Genomic DNA, 16,066 nt, shown 5'->3' with positions numbered 1-16,066 from the left:
ACCAAGCAAAAAAATACCCTCATACCATGTGGTGATGAGGGTATTCTGACGCCGTATAAGGATCGGTCAACCGATCGCCAAAATTCTTAACTGATCGGTGTTAGCGCTTGTCGCGGGTTTTTTATTGCCTGCAATAAAGCTACAGTGAGAGTGAGTCTAATGAAGGAGAGCACTGAATGGCTGACTGGATTACAGGCCGGGTCAAAGCCCGCAAGCAATGGTCGGATACACTGTTTTCTTTGGTAGTGAGTGCCGATGTGGCGCCATTCAAGGCCGGGCAATTCACCAAGCTTGCCTGGCATGGCGAAGATAAAAAAGTGGCGCGTGCCTATTCTTATGTGAATGCCCCAGGGCAAGATTGTGAGTTTTATCTGGTGACTATTCCTGAAGGCCAGTTGACGCCTTATCTGGCCGAGCTTGATGTGGGTGACGAACTATTGATAGAAAGATCGGCGGCCGGCTTTTTAACACTGGATGAGGTTCCTGCCGGGCGGGACTTGTGGCTGATGGCCACCGGCACCGGTGTGGGGCCATTTGTCTCCATGCTGGCCGAGGGCAGCTGCTGGCAGCAGTTCGAAAATATTATACTGGTGCATGGGGTGCGTTTGGGCGAAGAGCTGGGTTATCGAGATCGCATTGGCGAATTAACCCGCGGGCGGCTGAACTTTCATTATGTTCCCTTTGTCTCACGAGAGGCCATTACCGGTACCGAACGCGGCCGTATTACCCACGCCATTGCCAATGGCAGCCTGGAGCAAAAAACCGGCCTGGTATTCAGCCCGGAGCACAGCCGGGTACTGCTGTGCGGCAACCCGCAAATGGTGCGAGATACGCTGGGTGAACTGAAACTCAAGGGGTTGCAAAAGCACTTGCGGCGCAAGCCAGGCCAGATATTGATGGAAAACTATTGGTGAAAAACAGCTATTAGCATTAAGCCGTCAGCGATCAGCGGTCCGATTGGGCTGTTGGTCACTGTATCCAACTGTTAGCTTCAAGCTATTCTGTGGATCTCACCAGAGCGCGCAGAACCTGACGGGTATAAAGCAATCTTAGCGCGTTCGAGTGTATTTCTGACAGCTTACGGCTTAACGCTTACAGCTTTGGTTTATCGGGTTAATATCATCATCAGGCTCAGCAATGCCGCCAGCCCCCAGCCAAGGCCAATAATCCAGTAAAAGACACGGGCGCCCTGTTTAATCGGAATCTGGTTATAAAACAAAAACAGATACCAGAATAATGCCGGTATCAAAGGCAGCAAGAACAGTCGGGTCATGATGATAAGCCTTCTACGTTTGAGGGCAGAATAAAAATGTTTCCATCAATGCACTGTAACAATGGATGCGTGATTGAGCTAATTATGATCCATGGTCAATTGAGGCCATACTATAGCGCACACTGAACCGAGCCGGGTTCAGGCAACGGCAGTCAGACTTTGTTGCGAGCCGAGTCTCGCTTATCGTGAATGGACAAGGAGTACCCCATGAAGCAGTTGGTTATTCAGGCGTTTGGCGATGCGGAGCAGTTGGTATTGACCGAGAGCACAAGCCCTGCGCTGGCGGCCAATGAAATGCGTGTGAAAATGCATTATGCCGGAGTGAATCCGGTGGATGCCAAAACACGGGCCGGTTTGGGCTGGGGCGCCGAGGCCATAAAAGATAGCCTGCCCTGGTCGCCGGGACTGGAGGTGATGGGCACCGTGTTGGAAGTGGGCTCCGAAGTGAATATTCATCATGTGGGCGATCGGGTATTTGGCCTGCTGGCAGGCGCAGGCTACAGCGAGCAGCTGGTGGTAGCGGCCAATACCCTGTTGCGTGTGCCTAAAGCCGTGAGTGATGAAATGGCCGCTGGCCTGTCACTGGCGGGGATTACCGCCTGGCAGGGGCTGACCGAGCACGGGCTGCTTAAAGCAGGCGAGCGGGTACTGATTTCCGCTGCGGCCGGAGGAGTGGGTCATCTGGCGGTGCAACTGGCCAAAGATCTGGGAGCGACGGTGGTTGCCCTGGCGTCACCGGTCAACCATGACTTCCTGCATAACCTGGGTGCCGATGAAGTGCTGGATTATCGCGATGAGCAGCAATTGGCGGCCTTGGCTCCGGTCGACCTGCTGCTGGATTTGGTGGGCGGTGCTTCCGGACAAGCCTTGCTGGCTCAGGTTAAACCCGAAGGCCGGGTGGTTACGGTGCCGACCATTACCGCCAAGGAAGTGATAGCAGCCGCCGAATCTCAGGGATTAAGCGCTACCGGCATGCTCAAGCACAATGATAATCAACAACTTGCCTCTTTGGTTACGGCCGTTGCCGAGCGGAGGTTACGGGTAGAGGTGAGCCAGATTTATTCCCTGGCCGAGGGAGCTGACGCTCATCGCCAGATTGAAACCGGCCACACCCGCGGCAAGATTTTACTACAAGGCTAATTTGGGCTTGCGGCTTTCAATTTTTCGGTATTTTACATAAGGAAACTCCATGAAGTTTTGGTCTCTGTTATTGCTGCTGTGCCCCATGCTGGCAGCTGCGGCTCCCGAGTTGGTGCAGCAGGTCAAGCAGTCGGAAGATGGGTTGGTGATCCCTTATCAGATGTACCGCCTGGATAACGGCCTGACTGTGCTGCTTAATACCGACAAGTCTGATCCCGTGGTACATGTGGAAATGACTTACCATGTTGGCTCGGCGCGAGAAGAGCCGGAGCAAACCGGTTTTGCGCACTTTTTTGAGCACATGATGTTTCAAGGCTCAAAGCATGTGGCCGATCAGGAACATTTTCGACTGATCAACGAAGCCGGTGGCACCATGAATGGCACCACCAATCAGGACAGAACCAATTACTTTCAGACCGTTCCTGCCAACCACCTTGAAAAGGTATTGTGGCTGGAAGCGGATCGCATGGGGTTTTTGCTGGAGGCGGTAAGCCAGCGCAAATTTGAAATACAGCGCGATACGGTGAAAAACGAACGCGGCCAGCGCATCGACAATCAGCCTTATGGACTGGTGGGCGAGCGCATGGGCGAGCTGTTGTATCCCCGAGATCATCCTTATAGCTGGCAGCCCATTGGTTATGTGGAAGACCTGGATCGCGTTAATGTGGAGCACCTTAAAGCCTTCTTCAAACGCTGGTATGGTCCCAACAATGCCACCCTGGTGATCAGCGGCGACTTCGATACCCGGCAAACTCTGGAGTGGGTAGAGAAATACTTTGGCTCCATTCCGGCCGGACCCGAGGTTAAAGCGGCCAAGCCACAGCCGGCCAAGTTGAGCGATAGTCGTTATCAAACCCTGGTGGACTCGCGCATTCGCATGCCGATGCTGTATTTGTCCTATCCCACCGTGTGGCTGGGTAATAAAGACGAAGCGGCACTGGATGTACTGGCCAACGTGCTGGGCGGTGGCAAGAGCTCGCTTTTGTATCAAGAGCTGGTTGAAACCGGCAAGGCAGTGAGTGCCGGTGCCAATCACTATTGCGCCGAGCTGGCCTGCACCCTGAGTGTGTGGGTGTATAGCAATCCTTCTGAAGATGGCTCGTTAGCGCCGCTCAAGGCCGAAGTAGACCGTATTGTGGCCGAGTTGGCCGAGCGAGGCATTAAAAAAGCAGATGTCGACAAGGCGGTGACCGAGCTGCGTGCCGACCTTATTCTGGGGTTGGACAGCACCAAGGGTAAGGCGCGGCAATTGGCGCTGGGTGAGGTACTGAAAGGCGATCCTCTGTTTGCCATCAACGCCTGGCGTCAGCTGGCCAGCACCACACCAGAGCAGGTGAGTACGGTGTATCAAAAATATCTGCAAAATAAACCGGTGGCGGCGTTAAGCGTGGTACCTACAGGCAAAACCGACTGGCAGGTGGCCAAGCCGAACTATGTGACGCCCAAGCGCGAGCTGCCAGCCGCTGGCGAACAACTTGTGGCCGACATTCCTGAGCGCAAAGTACAGGATGACTTTGATCGCAGCAAGATGCCCCAGGCGGCGGCCCCGGTTCAGATCAAGGTGCCTACCCTGTGGCAAGACACTCTGGGGGAGAGCATTCAGTTGCAAGGCATCGTCAACGACGAAATTCCTGCCGTGTCCATTATCCTGGCTTTTCCCGGGGGGCTACGTACCGAACAGCCCGATGAAGTGGGATTAGCCAGTTTGACTGCTGCCATGATGAATCAGGGCACCGAGCGTCTGAGCTCGGGCGAATTCAGTGAAGCACTCGAAAGACTCGGTGCCAGTGTCAGTGTGAGTAACGGCTTTTATACCAACCTTGTCAACATCACCACCATGACCGACACCCTGCCACAAACCCTGGAGCTGGTCGAAGAGCTATTATTCAATCCCGGTTTTCGGGAGCAAGATTTCAATCAGGTAAAAACCCGAGCGCTGGAGTCGATGGCGCAAAGTCGTCATCAGCCTTCCTGGTTGGCACAGCAGGCGTTTCGTCAGCTGATGTATGGTGAAACCCGCATGGGCTTGCCTGATGAGGGACGACCCGAGCAGGTGGCGGCTATCACTCTGGAGCAAGTGCGGGATTATTATCAGCGCTACTATAATCCGGCCCATGGTCATGTGTTGATTGCCGGCGATCTTGATGCCACCGAAGCCAAGTCCGCGTTTGCTTTTTTAACTCAGTGGCAGGGCGAGGTGCCCAAAATACCAGAGGTTGACGTTCAGCCTCAGCCTGCCAAGCCGGGAATTTATATTGTTGATGTACCCGGTGCCGTGCAGTCGGTGCTGAGAGTGGGGCACAGAGCATTGCCACTGGATGCCACCGGGCCTTTCTTTCATGCTAATTTGATGAACTTTAATCTGGGCGGTAACTTCAACAGCCGCATTAACCAGAACCTGCGTGAAGACAAAGGTTTCACCTATGGCGCCAACTCTTATTTCACCGGCAACCGTGATGCCGGGGTGTTTCTGGTTGCGACCGATGTACGAGGCGACGTTACTGCCGAGGCCATCGAAAATATACTGCAGGAATTCAAGCAGTTTAAAAAAGAAGGTCCGAATGAGGCTGAGCTGGCTTACTTGCGCAGCAGTTACTCCCAGCAGGATGCCCTGGCCTATGAAACCCTGAGTAACAAGGCCGGTTTTTTACTGCAGTTGGCCATGATGGAGCTGTCGCCGGATTATCTTGAACAACAGCAGAAAATTGTGAGCGACGTCGACGCCAAGGCATTGACTGAACTTGCCAAACAGTGGCTTGATCCCAGTGATATGGTGATAGTGGTGGTGGGTGATAAAGCAAAGCTTGAAAAATCACTCTCCGAGCTCCATTTACCATTACACGACTTTGCCATTGAGTAACGAGGCCAGACCTCTCGTCTGGTTGCCCGTATCAGGGCTGCCAGATGCAAACAGGTAACCAATAATGACTAAAACACCATTAACACTGGCCGAACGAATTCAAGTCTGGCACCAGCCAGAATGCCTTCCTGCCATCAAGGGGATCCGTCGCGGTATCGAGCGTGAAAGTTTGCGTATTCAGCCCGATGGTAATCTGGCTCAAACCGGGCATCCCAAGTCATTGGGCTCTGCGTTAACCCACGGCAGCATCACCACCGATTTTTCCGAGTCGCAAATGGAGTTTATTACCCCGGTCTCCGACTCGGTGGATATTCTGCTGGCGCAACTGGGCGATATTCACGGTTATGTGATGCGCCATTTGGGGGAAGAGCAGCTGTGGCCGCTCAGTATGCCCTGCCTGCTGAAAGGCGGAGACGAACAGATCCCGCTGGCGCAATATGGCTCATCCAACGTGGGCCGCATGAAAACCCTGTACCGCCAGGGTCTGCATCATAGATACGGCAGCCGCATGCAGGTGATCTCGGGTGTGCATTTCAACTTCTCTATGCCCGACAGCTTCTGGAGTGAATGGCATCATCAGGAAGGCAATAACGCCTTTTTACAGGATTTTGTGTCCGAAAAATATCTCGGCCTGATCCGTAACGTGTATCGTTTTGGCTGGTTAATACCCTATTTGTTCGGCGCCTCACCGGCTTTGTGTGGTTCATTCTTGTCGGGCTCCAAACATCAGCTACCCTTCGAGCGTCTGGGCAAGGGCACTCTTTATCTGCCATACGCGACCTCGCTGCGACTCTCGGATTTGGGCTACACCAACAATGCCCAGGCTGATCTGAATATCTCGCTCGATAGCCTGGATCAATACGTGGCTTCGTTACGCAAGGCTATTGGTACCCATGCCGCCGAGTTTGCCAAAATTGGCGTTAAGGTCGATGGCGAATATCGCCAGTTGAATGACAATGTGCTGCAGATAGAAAACGAACTCTATGCGCCCATTCGACCCAAGCGAACCGCCGAAAGCGGTGAAAAACCGTCAGACGCCCTTGGCACCCGGGGTATCGAGTATATCGAGTTGCGCTCGGTAGACGTGAATCCGTTTTCGGCGGTGGGCATAGATGCACCACAAATTCGTTTTCTGGACACCTTCCTGCTCTGGTGCCTGCTGTCTCCATCGGCACCGTTAAGCGAAGAAGAAAATGCGCTGAACAGGCGCAATTTCAACAAAGTAGTGCTGGAAGGGCGCAAGCCCGGCCTTGAACTGGAAGTGTTTGGCGAAAACCCCGTTACGTTACAGGCGTTGGGCGAACGTCATTTTGGCGAGCTAAAAGAGGTCGCCGATCTGCTGGATGCCTGCTGTGGCAAAGGCTGTTACGGCAAGGCCCATCAGCAGCATCTGGCGGCAATCCAGGATGCTGATTTAACGCTGTCGGCGAAATTGCTGGCGCAGTTGAAGCAAGCGGATCAAGACATATTGCCATTTGGTCTGGCGCTTTCTAAACGCTATCACGATCAGTTGCAGCAAAGCCGTCCCCTGTATTGGGAAGACAGCTATTTTGATCAGGAGGGTAGCCGGTCGGTTGCTCGCCAGCGCAAGGTAGAGCAGTCTGACCGCATCAGCTTTGATGCATTTTTAGAAGGTTATTTCGCCAAGAGTTAAGACATGTCCAACATCCATTGCCACCAGATGTGTGTTTGAGCGGCGATGTTTTTCAGACAAGAGTAACCGACTGCTGTTGCTATATACCGTCATACCGGGCTCGCCCCGGTATTTCGTTTTTAGGTTTATCTTCTGTAGACGAATGCTTGCTCTCGTATTTCGTCGCAGACGAAAATCCTTAATTTCTGTGCAGAGAACCTAATGAACCAAGAAAGTCCGCCAACGGCCAATTCTGCTGTAGAGCCTGCGCCGCTGAGCGAAACCGAAGATTACTATATTGAAAATGGCTATTCGGTATTTACTGCCGCTTTTCATTTAAAGCGCGGTTACTGCTGTGGCAACGGCTGCCGACATTGCCCTTACCCGATCAAAAAGCAGCCATAAGCTATGCGCCGTACGTTAAAGACAAACATCATCTTGATAACGTACGGCGCATAACGTAGGCCGTAAAGCTACCCGAAGGGCTCAGGAGAAGTAAATGCGCGTTGTTTGTATGGTGCCGTCCTGGACCGAAACACTTATTGCCTGTGGCGTGAATGTAGTGGGGCGTACCCGCTACTGTATTCATCCCGCCGAGCAGGTAGCCGACATCGCCGTGGTGGGCGGCACCAAAGATGTGCAATGGGATAAAGTCACGGCATTGGCGCCGGATCTGGTGATTTTCGATAAAGAAGAAAATACCCGAGAAATGGCCGATGGCTGCCCGTTTCCTTATTTCGCCACTCACCTGAGTTCGGTGCAGCAGATGCCACGGGCACTGCGTTTATTGGCGCAACAGCTTAACAACCATGGCTTAATTGCACTGGCTGCCCGTTTTCAGGTTGTGCTGGATAATTCAGCCCCTATTCAGCCTGGGGCCTTGCCATTGCTTGAGCATAAAGACGCCGTCGCAGGCTCGGTACTCGACGATAAGCGCCCCTGGTTGTATCTCATTTGGCGCAAGCCCTACATGACCATCGGCCGCCATACCTATATTTTTTCAGTATTCTCGCTCTTGGGCTTGGCCGACAGGCTGATCGCCCTGGAGCCTAATTATCCCGCGCTCGACATCGAGGAGATTCAACAGCTTAACCCGGTGTTGCTGTGTTCCACCGAGCCGTACCCCTTTGCCAAGCAACTGGCCACCACCCAGCAAGAGCTGCAACAGCCCGCCGTCTTGCTCGACGGCGAGCCCCTGTGCTGGTACGGCATCCGCTGCCTGCGCTATTTGGAATCGCTTTACAGCTAATAGCTCTGAGCAACAGCAATAAAAAAGCCCTGATTGCTCAGGGCTTTTTTGTGTAAATACCAAGCTGAGGGCTAGCTATTAACCCGCCGAGTAGTTGGCGCGCAATACCGCTTTGGCATTGTTGGCCATTTGGGTCAGGCCCAGGGTGTTGTAGGCCTCGGCCATTATTTCCAGCGCGGGGCGCAGGGTGTCGGTGTCGGGGTAAGACTCGACTATCTGCTTGGCGCGGTTGGCGGCGGCCAGCCAGGCACCGCGCTTCATGTAAAATTGTGCCACGGCCAGGTCGTATTTGGATAAACGATTTTTCAGGCTGATCATACGGGCACGTGCATCGGCGGCATAGACGCTATCCGGATACTGGCGCAGCAACTGACGAAAATCGGCAAAAGCCTGGCGCGCATAGGCAGGATCACGGTCGGTTCTGTCTATATTCATCAGCTCTTGAAAAAAGTTATAGTCGGTGGCCATATTGGTCAGGCCGCGCATATATTGCGCATAATCCACACTGGGATGATTGGGGTTCAGGCGAATAAAACGGTCTATATTGGCCAGGGCGCGAGCGGTATCGTCCTGCTTGTAATAGGCGTAAATCAAATCAAGCTGTACCTGGTTAGAGTAAGCCCCAAACGGATAACGAGAGTCCATGGCTTCGAGCAGCTCGGCGGCGCGGATAAAATTACCGGCCTGCAGCCGGGCTTGTGCATCCTGATAGAGTACTTCGGGTGGCTCATCCGGTACTGCATCTTTTTTAGTGCTGGAGCAACCCGTGGCGGCAAGTGCCAGGGCGAGAGTCAAAGTGAGCCATACGCTTCGTTGTTTAGCCATGTAAAGAGTCCATTTTTGCGATTTAAGAGCCAAGTAAGCGGAAACTGATTAAGCTCAGCGTCAAGAACCGTTAGAATACCCAATTAAACATCATTTGGTAACCAGTCGTCGCTATGAGCCAGCAAATTGAATTAAACGGCACCGTCGCCGATCACCAGTTCGGTCAGCGTTTAGATCAGACGTTGGCAGAAATGTTCCCTGATTATTCTCGTACCCGCATAAAAACCTGGATCCAGCAGGATCAGGTACAGCTAGATGGCCAAGTGGCCAACAAGCCGCGCGAAAAAGTGCAGTCGGGCCAGCAAGTGGTTATTCACGCCGAGCTGGAAGACGATGTGCGCTTCGATCCCGAAGATATGCCTCTGAACATTGTCTATGAAGACGATGACATCATGGTCATCAACAAGCCTGCCGGTCTGGTGGTGCACCCCGGTGCCGGTACGCCCGGTGGTACCTTGCTGAACGGGCTGTTGCATTACTGCCCCAGCATTGCCGAAGTACCACGTGCCGGCATAGTGCATCGGTTAGACAAAGACACCACAGGACTAATGGTGGTGGCCAAAACCATACCCGCACAAACGCATCTGGTCACGGCGTTGCAAGGCCGCGAGATCACCCGTGAATATGAAGCAGTAGCCATTGGTCACATGACCTCCGGCGGTACGGTAGACGCCAACATTGGTCGTCACCCAACCCAGCGTATTCAAATGGCGGTAGTGCCATCAGGCAAGCCAGCCGTCACCCATTATCGGGTAATGGAAAAATTTCGGGCTCACACCCGTCTGCGTTTGCGCCTCGAAAGCGGTCGTACTCACCAAATTCGCGTCCATATGGCGCATTTGCAGCATCCGCTGGTAGGGGACCCGGTATACGGCGGTCGCCTTAAGCCACCACGTAGTGCCGAACCTGAGCTGCTGGCCTTCTTGCGTAGCTTCAAGCGCCAGGCTTTGCATGCGGTTATGCTGCGCCTGGAGCACCCGATCAGTGGCGAGATCATGCAGTGGCAAGCACCACTACCCGATGATTTTGTGGAATTGATCGAGCTGCTGAAAGCGGATACCGCAGCCCACCCGGATGATCTGGTGTGGACTTAAGTGGCGAACCTGAAACCATGGATCTGATCTTGCCCAACTGGCCAGCCCCGGCCAGTGTATTTTCGGCACAAAGTACGCGTAGCGGTGGCGTTAGCCCGGCGCCCTTTACCAGCTTGAATCTGGGCGCTCATGTGGGCGATAACCCCGCTAATGTGGTCGCGAACCGAGCACAATTGGCGGCCTGTTTAAGCCTGCCCAGTGCGCCAGTGTGGCTGGAGCAAGAGCATGGTACCCGGGTGCTGACTTTGCCCGATAACACCGGCAACCTGACCGCCGATGCGGTGGTTAGTCGTACTCCGGGCCAGGTGTGCAGCATAATGACGGCCGATTGCCTGCCGGTATTGTTCTGCGATCAGGCAGGCACAGTCGTGGGCGCAGCTCACGCCGGTTGGCGAGGCCTGGCGGCGGGTGTATTGGAAGCCACCTTGCAGGCCATGGCCGTCGACCCCGCCACCGTACTGGTCTGGTTGGGGCCAGCCATTGGACCGAAGGCCTTTGAAGTAGGAGGCGAAGTGCGGGCGGCATTTATGGCGCACTCGCCGCTTACCGAGCATGCCTTTATGCCTCAGGGCGACCCGCAACATGACAAGTGGTTGGCCGACATCTATCAGCTGGCACGTTTGCGACTGGTTGCAGCTGGCGTAAAACAGTTTTACGGTGGAGATTGTTGCACCCATAGCGATGCCACACGTTTTTTCTCTTATCGGCGGGATCAAGTCACCGGCCGCCAGGCCAGCCTGATCTGGCTGGATTGAGTACAGGCTTCGAGAAGAATGACTTTTTGCCACGGAACCCACGGAAAAATTAAGGTCAAAGCGAATCTTGATTTGGTAAAACCTTACTTAATTCCGTGAGGTGTGAATCGTCAAGCATGAGGTGTTTAACTCCCAATCCGAGCCCCCAATCCCTTGTCGCTCTTCGTCCGTGGTTGCTGTGGGTTCCGTGGCGAAGAAGTCTTTACTCTTTAAGGTCTGTTTTTACCTTCTCACACCCTACATCTCACGTTCTTTCTTCCCCCTTAAAGCTTGAAATTTCACCATTACCCCCCATCTTTACTATCAGTAAACACTTATCTTTTTCCCGCCGCTGGGCGGATTGTTGGAGGAAAGTTCTGATGCGACTCGATCGTCTTACCAGTAAATTTCAGCTAGCTCTGCAAGATGCCCAATCCATGGCGGTGGGGCGGGATCACGCCTACATAGAGCCGGCACATTTATTAGTGGCCATGCTTAATCAGGAAGGGGGGACCTTGCGGCCCCTGCTGACGACCTCTGGCGTGGATGGTAATACGCTGCGTGTTGAGCTCGACAAGTCTCTCGACCGTTTGCCCAAAGTCAGTGGCGGTGACATGGATGTGCAGGTGTCGCCGGTGCTGGCGCGCCTGCTCAATCAATGCGACAAGCTGGCGCAACAGCGCAAAGATGCCTATATCTCATCCGAATTGTTCTTGCTGGCGGCCCTGGATGAAAAGGGAGAATTGGGTGAATTGCTCAAACGAGTGGGGTTAACCAAAGATAACCTGAGCAATGCCATTGAAAGTGTACGAGGCGGGCAAAAGGTGGATGACCCCAACGCCGAAGAAAATCGTCAGGCGCTGGAAAAATACACCATAGACCTTACCGAGCGTGCGGAACAGGGCAAGCTGGATCCGGTGATTGGCCGTGACGATGAAATTCGCCGTACCATTCAGGTATTGCAACGGCGCACCAAAAACAATCCGGTACTTATTGGTGAGCCAGGCGTTGGTAAAACGGCGATTGCCGAAGGGCTGGCCAGCCGGATCATTAACGGCGAAGTGCCAGAAGGGCTGAAAGGCAAGCGGGTATTGTCGCTGGATATGGGCGCGCTGATTGCCGGTGCCAAGTACCGCGGTGAATTCGAAGAGCGTCTTAAAGCACTGCTGAACGAGTTGGCTAAAGAAGAGGGTCAGGTGATCCTGTTTATTGACGAGTTGCATACCATGGTCGGCGCGGGTAAAGGCGAAGGAGCCATGGATGCGGGGAATATGCTTAAACCGGCGCTGGCGCGCGGCGAATTACACTGTGTGGGTGCGACGACTCTTGATGAGTATCGTCAATATATAGAAAAAGATGCCGCCCTTGAGCGCCGCTTCCAAAAGGTGTTGATTAATGAGCCGTCGGTGGAAGATACCATCGCCATTCTGCGGGGCTTGAAAGAGCGTTACGAGTTGCATCACCATGTGCAAATTACCGATCCGGCCATAGTGGCAGCGGCAGTATTATCCCACCGTTATATTGCCGACCGTCAGTTGCCGGATAAAGCCATCGATTTGATTGATGAGGCGGCATCCAGCATTCGTTTGCAAATCGACTCCAAGCCCGAGCCACTGGATAAGCTGGAACGACGTATCATTCAGTTGAAACTGGAAGAGCAGGCGTTGCTCAAAGAAGATGATGAAGGCAGCTTGAAGCGCTTGCAGTTGATCCGTGACGAGTTAAAGGAAAAAGAAACCGAATATGCGGATCTGGAAGAGATCTGGCTGTCGGAAAAAGCCGCCATGGCCGGCACTCAGCACATCAAGTCGGAATTGGAGCAGGTGCGCCGGGAGCTGGAAGTGGCTCGTCGAGCCGGGGATTTGGGGCGGATGTCGGAGCTGCAATACGGGCGTATTCCCGAGCTGGAAAAACAGCTGGATCTGGCCGGACAGGCCGAGATGCAAGAGCAGCACCTGCTTAAAAACCGTGTCACCGACGAAGAAATTGCCGATGTATTGTCACGCTGGACCGGAATTCCGGTAGCAAAAATGCTCGAAGGAGAAAAAGACAAGCTACTGCGCATGGAAGACAGCCTGCATGAGCAGGTAATAGGACAAAACGAAGCCGTAGAAACGGTATCCAATGCCATTCGTCGTAGTCGTGCCGGCTTGTCGGATCCGAACCGTCCCGTGGGATCGTTTCTGTTTATGGGCCCGACCGGTGTGGGGAAAACCGAGCTGTGCAAGGCGCTGGCCGACTTTCTGTTCGACAGCCGAGATGCCATGGTACGCATCGACATGTCGGAGTTTATGGAAAAGCATTCGGTATCGCGTCTGGTAGGCGCGCCTCCCGGTTATGTAGGTTATGAAGAAGGCGGATATCTGACCGAGGCGGTACGTCGCAAGCCCTATTCGGTGATCTTGCTCGATGAAGTGGAAAAAGCGCATCCCGATGTATTCAATATTCTGTTGCAGGTATTGGATGACGGCCGCTTGACCGATGGCCAGGGGCGCACCGTTGATTTTCGTAATACGGTGGTGATCATGACCTCGAATATCGGATCCGATCTGATCCAGGAGCATAATCACGAAAAAGCCTATGAAGAAATGAAGGAAATGCTGCTCGGAGTGCTTAGCCACCAGTTCCGGCCCGAATTTATCAACCGTATCGACGATATAGTGGTCTTTCATCCCTTGGCTGAGGAGCAGATCAAGTCTATTGCTCGTATTCAGTTGCAGGGCTTGATGGCTCGGTTGGAAGATAAAGGTTATGAGGTGACGGTGAGTGAAGAATTGCTGGACAAGTTAACTCATGCCGGTTTCGATCCGCTGTTTGGTGCGCGACCATTGAAGCGCGCTATTCAGCAAAAAATCGAAAACCCGCTGGCGCAGGCCATATTGTCCGGCAAGGTTATTCCCGGCAAACCTCTGGCGCTGGATGCCGATGACAACGGACTGGTCTTTAACCAAGAGCCGTAAAGGGAAAGCGTAAAGAGTGAAGAGGACAAACCTGCTTCGCAGAACCCACAGCTAAAGCGTGGGGTTACAGAAACACAGTCTTTTGTAGCCTAGCGCTTTAGCTGCTAGTCCCGTCTCAGCGGGATTTTTTGTCGAAATATAATCCAAAACTATTCTGCTTCGGAGAATTCATTAAAAAGCACCGACCCCAAAAGGGTCGGTGCTTTTTTGTTTAACTTATAGCTGATCGCTTACGGCTTTCATTTATCCAGGATGCCCGTCTGCTCGTGGCTGCGTTAGTATCGGCCAATATATCCAGCAAAAAATGCCATATGCCGCAATCCAGCACGCGGCACTGCTATGGTAGGCTGTTAGCGTCAAGGCTGGCGCTATCATGGGCAGCAGGCTGCGTAAAATGGCCGCCAGTATGACCAGCACAAACGCCAGCACCATGGGGCGAGTAATATCGAGCGCTCGGCCAGAATGCCCAAGCGAGACCCGTGCTATCATTCCCAAGATCACGCTACCCATTGCGCCTGCACTTAACCAGTGACTGGCCAGAGAGACGCTTATCCCCATTTGTATTGAAGTAGCAGCCAAGGCCAGCAAGCCTAGCGGAATAAACGCATACCCCAGGTGCAGCACCCAGAGCAAAGGTACAGGAACCGTTAACTTGTAGTTCCAACGTGACAAGCGGATAAGGTGGGCGATAGCGGTCACTATAAGAATGAGTGCCAGCAACAGGTTGGTCGCAGGAATACGGGGCAAGAGTAACCAGGTGAATACCGACAGCCAAATTGAAATCAAACTCAGTTTTTCCAGCCACGGTAGTGGTTCTACTTTATCGGTATGGGTAGCTCGAGCGGTAAAAAACGGAATCACTCGCCCGCCCATTACCGTAATCAGCGCGCTGAGTGCCAGCACCATGGTAATAAAGACACGTTCACTTAGCTGCCAGTTACCACTCACGGCCGCGTAATAGCTCAATGCATTCAGCAAGGTGAAAAACAAAAACAAGGGTACAAAAAACAGATTACGCCATTGTTTTACTTGCAGTACCGGGCGAGCCAGCATGCCGGCGACGATAGGTAGCCAGACTAAATCCAGGGTGATCACCAACGGATTGAGCTCACCGCGCAGTGGCATCAACAAACGGGGGAGCAACCATAACAGCGAGACCACCGCCAGTGGCCAGCTTTTGATCCCAGGAACACCGGTCCAGTTCTGCATCGCGGTCATTACAAAACCCGCGACTATCGCCAGCGTAAAGCCAAACAACATTTCGTGGGCATGCCACCAAATGGGATTCTGCACTCCTGGCAATGTTGTAACCCCAGACAAAGTGAGTATCCACAGCAACATCCCCAAGGCCGAGAACAAGGCTCCCCCTAAAAAGAACACGCGAAAGCCCAGCCGGAACAAAGGCCATATTTTGTGCTCTTTATTTGCATCCAGTATTTGCATCAGTCGCTGCCTTTAATGGTATTTAATATACATATTATATGGAGTACTCATCAAAACAAGCCGATCGGGATCAAAATAGTGCCTAAATTATGCCTGATTGAAGTATTAATGAACGATTAGTTTGATTGGTGCGCAGTTGACGTTGAAAAGCGTGTTTTTTACAAATTAGCCCTTGCGCTAAAACGAGGCTTCCCTATAATGCGCATCCACTGACACGGGGCAACCGGCCTACGGTCACAAGGGTTTGAAGAGAACGAAACAAAGTTTGAATCAACACTTGACGAACACTACGGAGTGCGTATAATACGCCTTCCTGATTCGACAGAATCAAGCGCTCTTTAACAATTTATCAAGCAAACTGTGTGGGCACTCGCAGGTCGTTGAGAACNATACGCCCTACGGGGGAAAGCAGGGGACCTTCGGGCCTTGCGCGATTGGATGAACCCAAGTGAGATTAGCTTGTTGGTGAGGTAACGGCTCACCAAGGCGACGATCTCTAACTGGTCTGAGAGGATGACCAGTCACACTGGGACTGAGACACGGCCCAGACTCCTACGGGAGGCAGCAGTGGGGAATATTGCACAATGGGGGAAACCCTGATGCAGCCATGCCGCGTGTGTGAAGAAGGCCTTCGGGTTGTAAAGCACTTTCAGTGGTGAGGAAAGGTAGCAGCTTAATACGTTGCTACTGTGACGTTAACCACAGAAGAAGCACCGGCTAACTTCGTGCCAGCAGCCGCGGTAATACGAGGGGTGCAAGCGTTAATCGGAATAACTGGGCGTAAAGCGCACGCAGGCGGTTTGTTAAGCCAGATGTGAAAGCCCCGAGCTCAACTCGGGAACTGCATTTGGAACT

Annotated in this window: 12 protein-coding genes and 1 rRNA gene; 10 read left to right on the top strand and 3 right to left on the bottom strand. The window is 53.1% G+C overall.

Annotated features, from left to right (window positions below; genetic code table 11):
* Nucleotides 1-176: 176 nt before the first annotated feature.
* Nucleotides 177-914: a ferredoxin--NADP reductase gene (locus tag IEW52_RS14730; RefSeq protein ID WP_188630842.1), complete on the top strand. Its 738-nt coding sequence runs from the start codon at nucleotides 177-179 to the stop codon at nucleotides 912-914.
* 191 nt (nucleotides 915-1,105) lie between these two features.
* Here the strand turns inward: IEW52_RS14730 and IEW52_RS14725 are convergent, their stop codons facing one another.
* Nucleotides 1,106-1,273, bottom strand: a complete 168-nt coding sequence (locus IEW52_RS14725) for a hypothetical protein (protein WP_188630841.1) — start codon at nucleotides 1,271-1,273, stop codon at nucleotides 1,106-1,108.
* 207 nt (nucleotides 1,274-1,480) lie between these two features.
* Here IEW52_RS14725 and IEW52_RS14720 point away from each other — a divergent pair, with 207 nt between their 5' ends.
* The 5 genes from IEW52_RS14720 to IEW52_RS14700 all read left to right on the top strand — a co-directional run bounded on the left by IEW52_RS14720 (nucleotide 1,481) and on the right by IEW52_RS14700 (nucleotide 8,155).
* The gene (locus IEW52_RS14720; protein ID WP_188630840.1) at nucleotides 1,481-2,413 is read left to right on the top strand and encodes an NADP-dependent oxidoreductase; all 933 of its coding nucleotides are present in this window, start codon (nucleotides 1,481-1,483) and stop codon (nucleotides 2,411-2,413) included.
* 49 nt (nucleotides 2,414-2,462) lie between these two features.
* Nucleotides 2,463-5,273 carry a M16 family metallopeptidase gene (locus IEW52_RS14715; protein WP_188630839.1) on the top strand — a complete coding sequence of 937 codons (2,811 nt, stop codon included), beginning with the start codon at nucleotides 2,463-2,465 and terminating at the stop codon, nucleotides 5,271-5,273.
* A 64-nt stretch (nucleotides 5,274-5,337) separates the two neighbouring features.
* Nucleotides 5,338-6,927: a glutamate--cysteine ligase gene (gene gshA / locus IEW52_RS14710; protein WP_188630838.1), complete on the top strand. Its 1,590-nt coding sequence runs from the start codon at nucleotides 5,338-5,340 to the stop codon at nucleotides 6,925-6,927.
* A 201-nt stretch (nucleotides 6,928-7,128) separates the two neighbouring features.
* The gene (locus tag IEW52_RS14705) at nucleotides 7,129-7,311 is read left to right on the top strand and encodes a C1orf53 family protein (RefSeq protein ID WP_188630837.1); all 183 of its coding nucleotides are present in this window, start codon (nucleotides 7,129-7,131) and stop codon (nucleotides 7,309-7,311) included.
* Between the two features lie 94 nt (nucleotides 7,312-7,405).
* A complete protein-coding gene (locus IEW52_RS14700; protein ID WP_188630836.1) occupies nucleotides 7,406-8,155 on the top strand; it encodes an ABC transporter substrate-binding protein in 750 nt (249 codons plus the stop codon).
* Nucleotides 8,156-8,233: 78 nt separating this feature from the next.
* Here IEW52_RS14700 and IEW52_RS14695 read toward each other — a convergent pair whose 3' ends face one another.
* Nucleotides 8,234-8,980: an outer membrane protein assembly factor BamD gene (locus IEW52_RS14695; protein ID WP_188630835.1), complete on the bottom strand. Its 747-nt coding sequence runs from the start codon at nucleotides 8,978-8,980 to the stop codon at nucleotides 8,234-8,236.
* A gap of 113 nt (nucleotides 8,981-9,093) precedes the next feature.
* Between IEW52_RS14695 and rluD the strand changes: the two genes are divergently transcribed.
* The 3 genes from rluD to clpB all read left to right on the top strand — a co-directional run bounded on the left by rluD (nucleotide 9,094) and on the right by clpB (nucleotide 13,768).
* Nucleotides 9,094-10,074 (top strand): 23S rRNA pseudouridine(1911/1915/1917) synthase RluD, encoded by a 981-nt coding sequence (rluD, locus tag IEW52_RS14690; protein ID WP_188630834.1) that lies wholly within the window; start codon nucleotides 9,094-9,096, stop codon nucleotides 10,072-10,074.
* Nucleotides 10,075-10,091: 17 nt separating this feature from the next.
* Nucleotides 10,092-10,829, top strand: a complete 738-nt coding sequence (pgeF, locus tag IEW52_RS14685; RefSeq protein ID WP_188630833.1) for a peptidoglycan editing factor PgeF — start codon at nucleotides 10,092-10,094, stop codon at nucleotides 10,827-10,829.
* Between the two features lie 359 nt (nucleotides 10,830-11,188).
* Nucleotides 11,189-13,768 (top strand): ATP-dependent chaperone ClpB, encoded by a 2,580-nt coding sequence (gene clpB, locus IEW52_RS14680; protein ID WP_188630832.1) that lies wholly within the window; start codon nucleotides 11,189-11,191, stop codon nucleotides 13,766-13,768.
* A 243-nt stretch (nucleotides 13,769-14,011) separates the two neighbouring features.
* Here the strand turns inward: clpB and IEW52_RS14675 are convergent, their stop codons facing one another.
* Complete coding sequence (locus tag IEW52_RS14675; RefSeq protein ID WP_188630843.1) at nucleotides 14,012-15,214, bottom strand: NnrS family protein; 1,203 nt, start codon at nucleotides 15,212-15,214, stop codon at nucleotides 14,012-14,014.
* Nucleotides 15,215-15,464: 250 nt separating this feature from the next.
* Here IEW52_RS14675 and IEW52_RS14670 point away from each other — a divergent pair.
* A 16S ribosomal RNA gene (locus IEW52_RS14670) occupies nucleotides 15,465-16,066 on the top strand; the annotation flags it as partial.

Origin of the sequence: Oceanisphaera marina, from assembly GCF_014643915.1 — a bacterium.
Classification (GTDB): domain Bacteria; phylum Pseudomonadota; class Gammaproteobacteria; order Enterobacterales; family Aeromonadaceae; genus Oceanimonas; species Oceanimonas marina.
Note: the sequence above shows the minus strand (reverse complement) of the source record. Positions and strands in the feature narration are given on the sequence as shown.

Coding starts and splice junctions, on each gene's coding strand:
- IEW52_RS14730 (WP_188630842.1), top strand. CDS start 177: ATGGCTGACTGGATTACAGGCCGGGTCAAAGCCCGCAAGCAATGGTCG.
- IEW52_RS14725 (WP_188630841.1), bottom strand. CDS start 1,273: ATGACCCGACTGTTCTTGCTGCCTTTGATACCGGCATTATTCTGGTAT.
- IEW52_RS14720 (WP_188630840.1), top strand. CDS start 1,481: ATGAAGCAGTTGGTTATTCAGGCGTTTGGCGATGCGGAGCAGTTGGTA.
- IEW52_RS14715 (WP_188630839.1), top strand. CDS start 2,463: ATGAAGTTTTGGTCTCTGTTATTGCTGCTGTGCCCCATGCTGGCAGCT.
- gshA (WP_188630838.1), top strand. CDS start 5,338: ATGACTAAAACACCATTAACACTGGCCGAACGAATTCAAGTCTGGCAC.
- IEW52_RS14705 (WP_188630837.1), top strand. CDS start 7,129: ATGAACCAAGAAAGTCCGCCAACGGCCAATTCTGCTGTAGAGCCTGCG.
- IEW52_RS14700 (WP_188630836.1), top strand. CDS start 7,406: ATGCGCGTTGTTTGTATGGTGCCGTCCTGGACCGAAACACTTATTGCC.
- IEW52_RS14695 (WP_188630835.1), bottom strand. CDS start 8,980: ATGGCTAAACAACGAAGCGTATGGCTCACTTTGACTCTCGCCCTGGCA.
- rluD (WP_188630834.1), top strand. CDS start 9,094: ATGAGCCAGCAAATTGAATTAAACGGCACCGTCGCCGATCACCAGTTC.
- pgeF (WP_188630833.1), top strand. CDS start 10,092: ATGGATCTGATCTTGCCCAACTGGCCAGCCCCGGCCAGTGTATTTTCG.
- clpB (WP_188630832.1), top strand. CDS start 11,189: ATGCGACTCGATCGTCTTACCAGTAAATTTCAGCTAGCTCTGCAAGAT.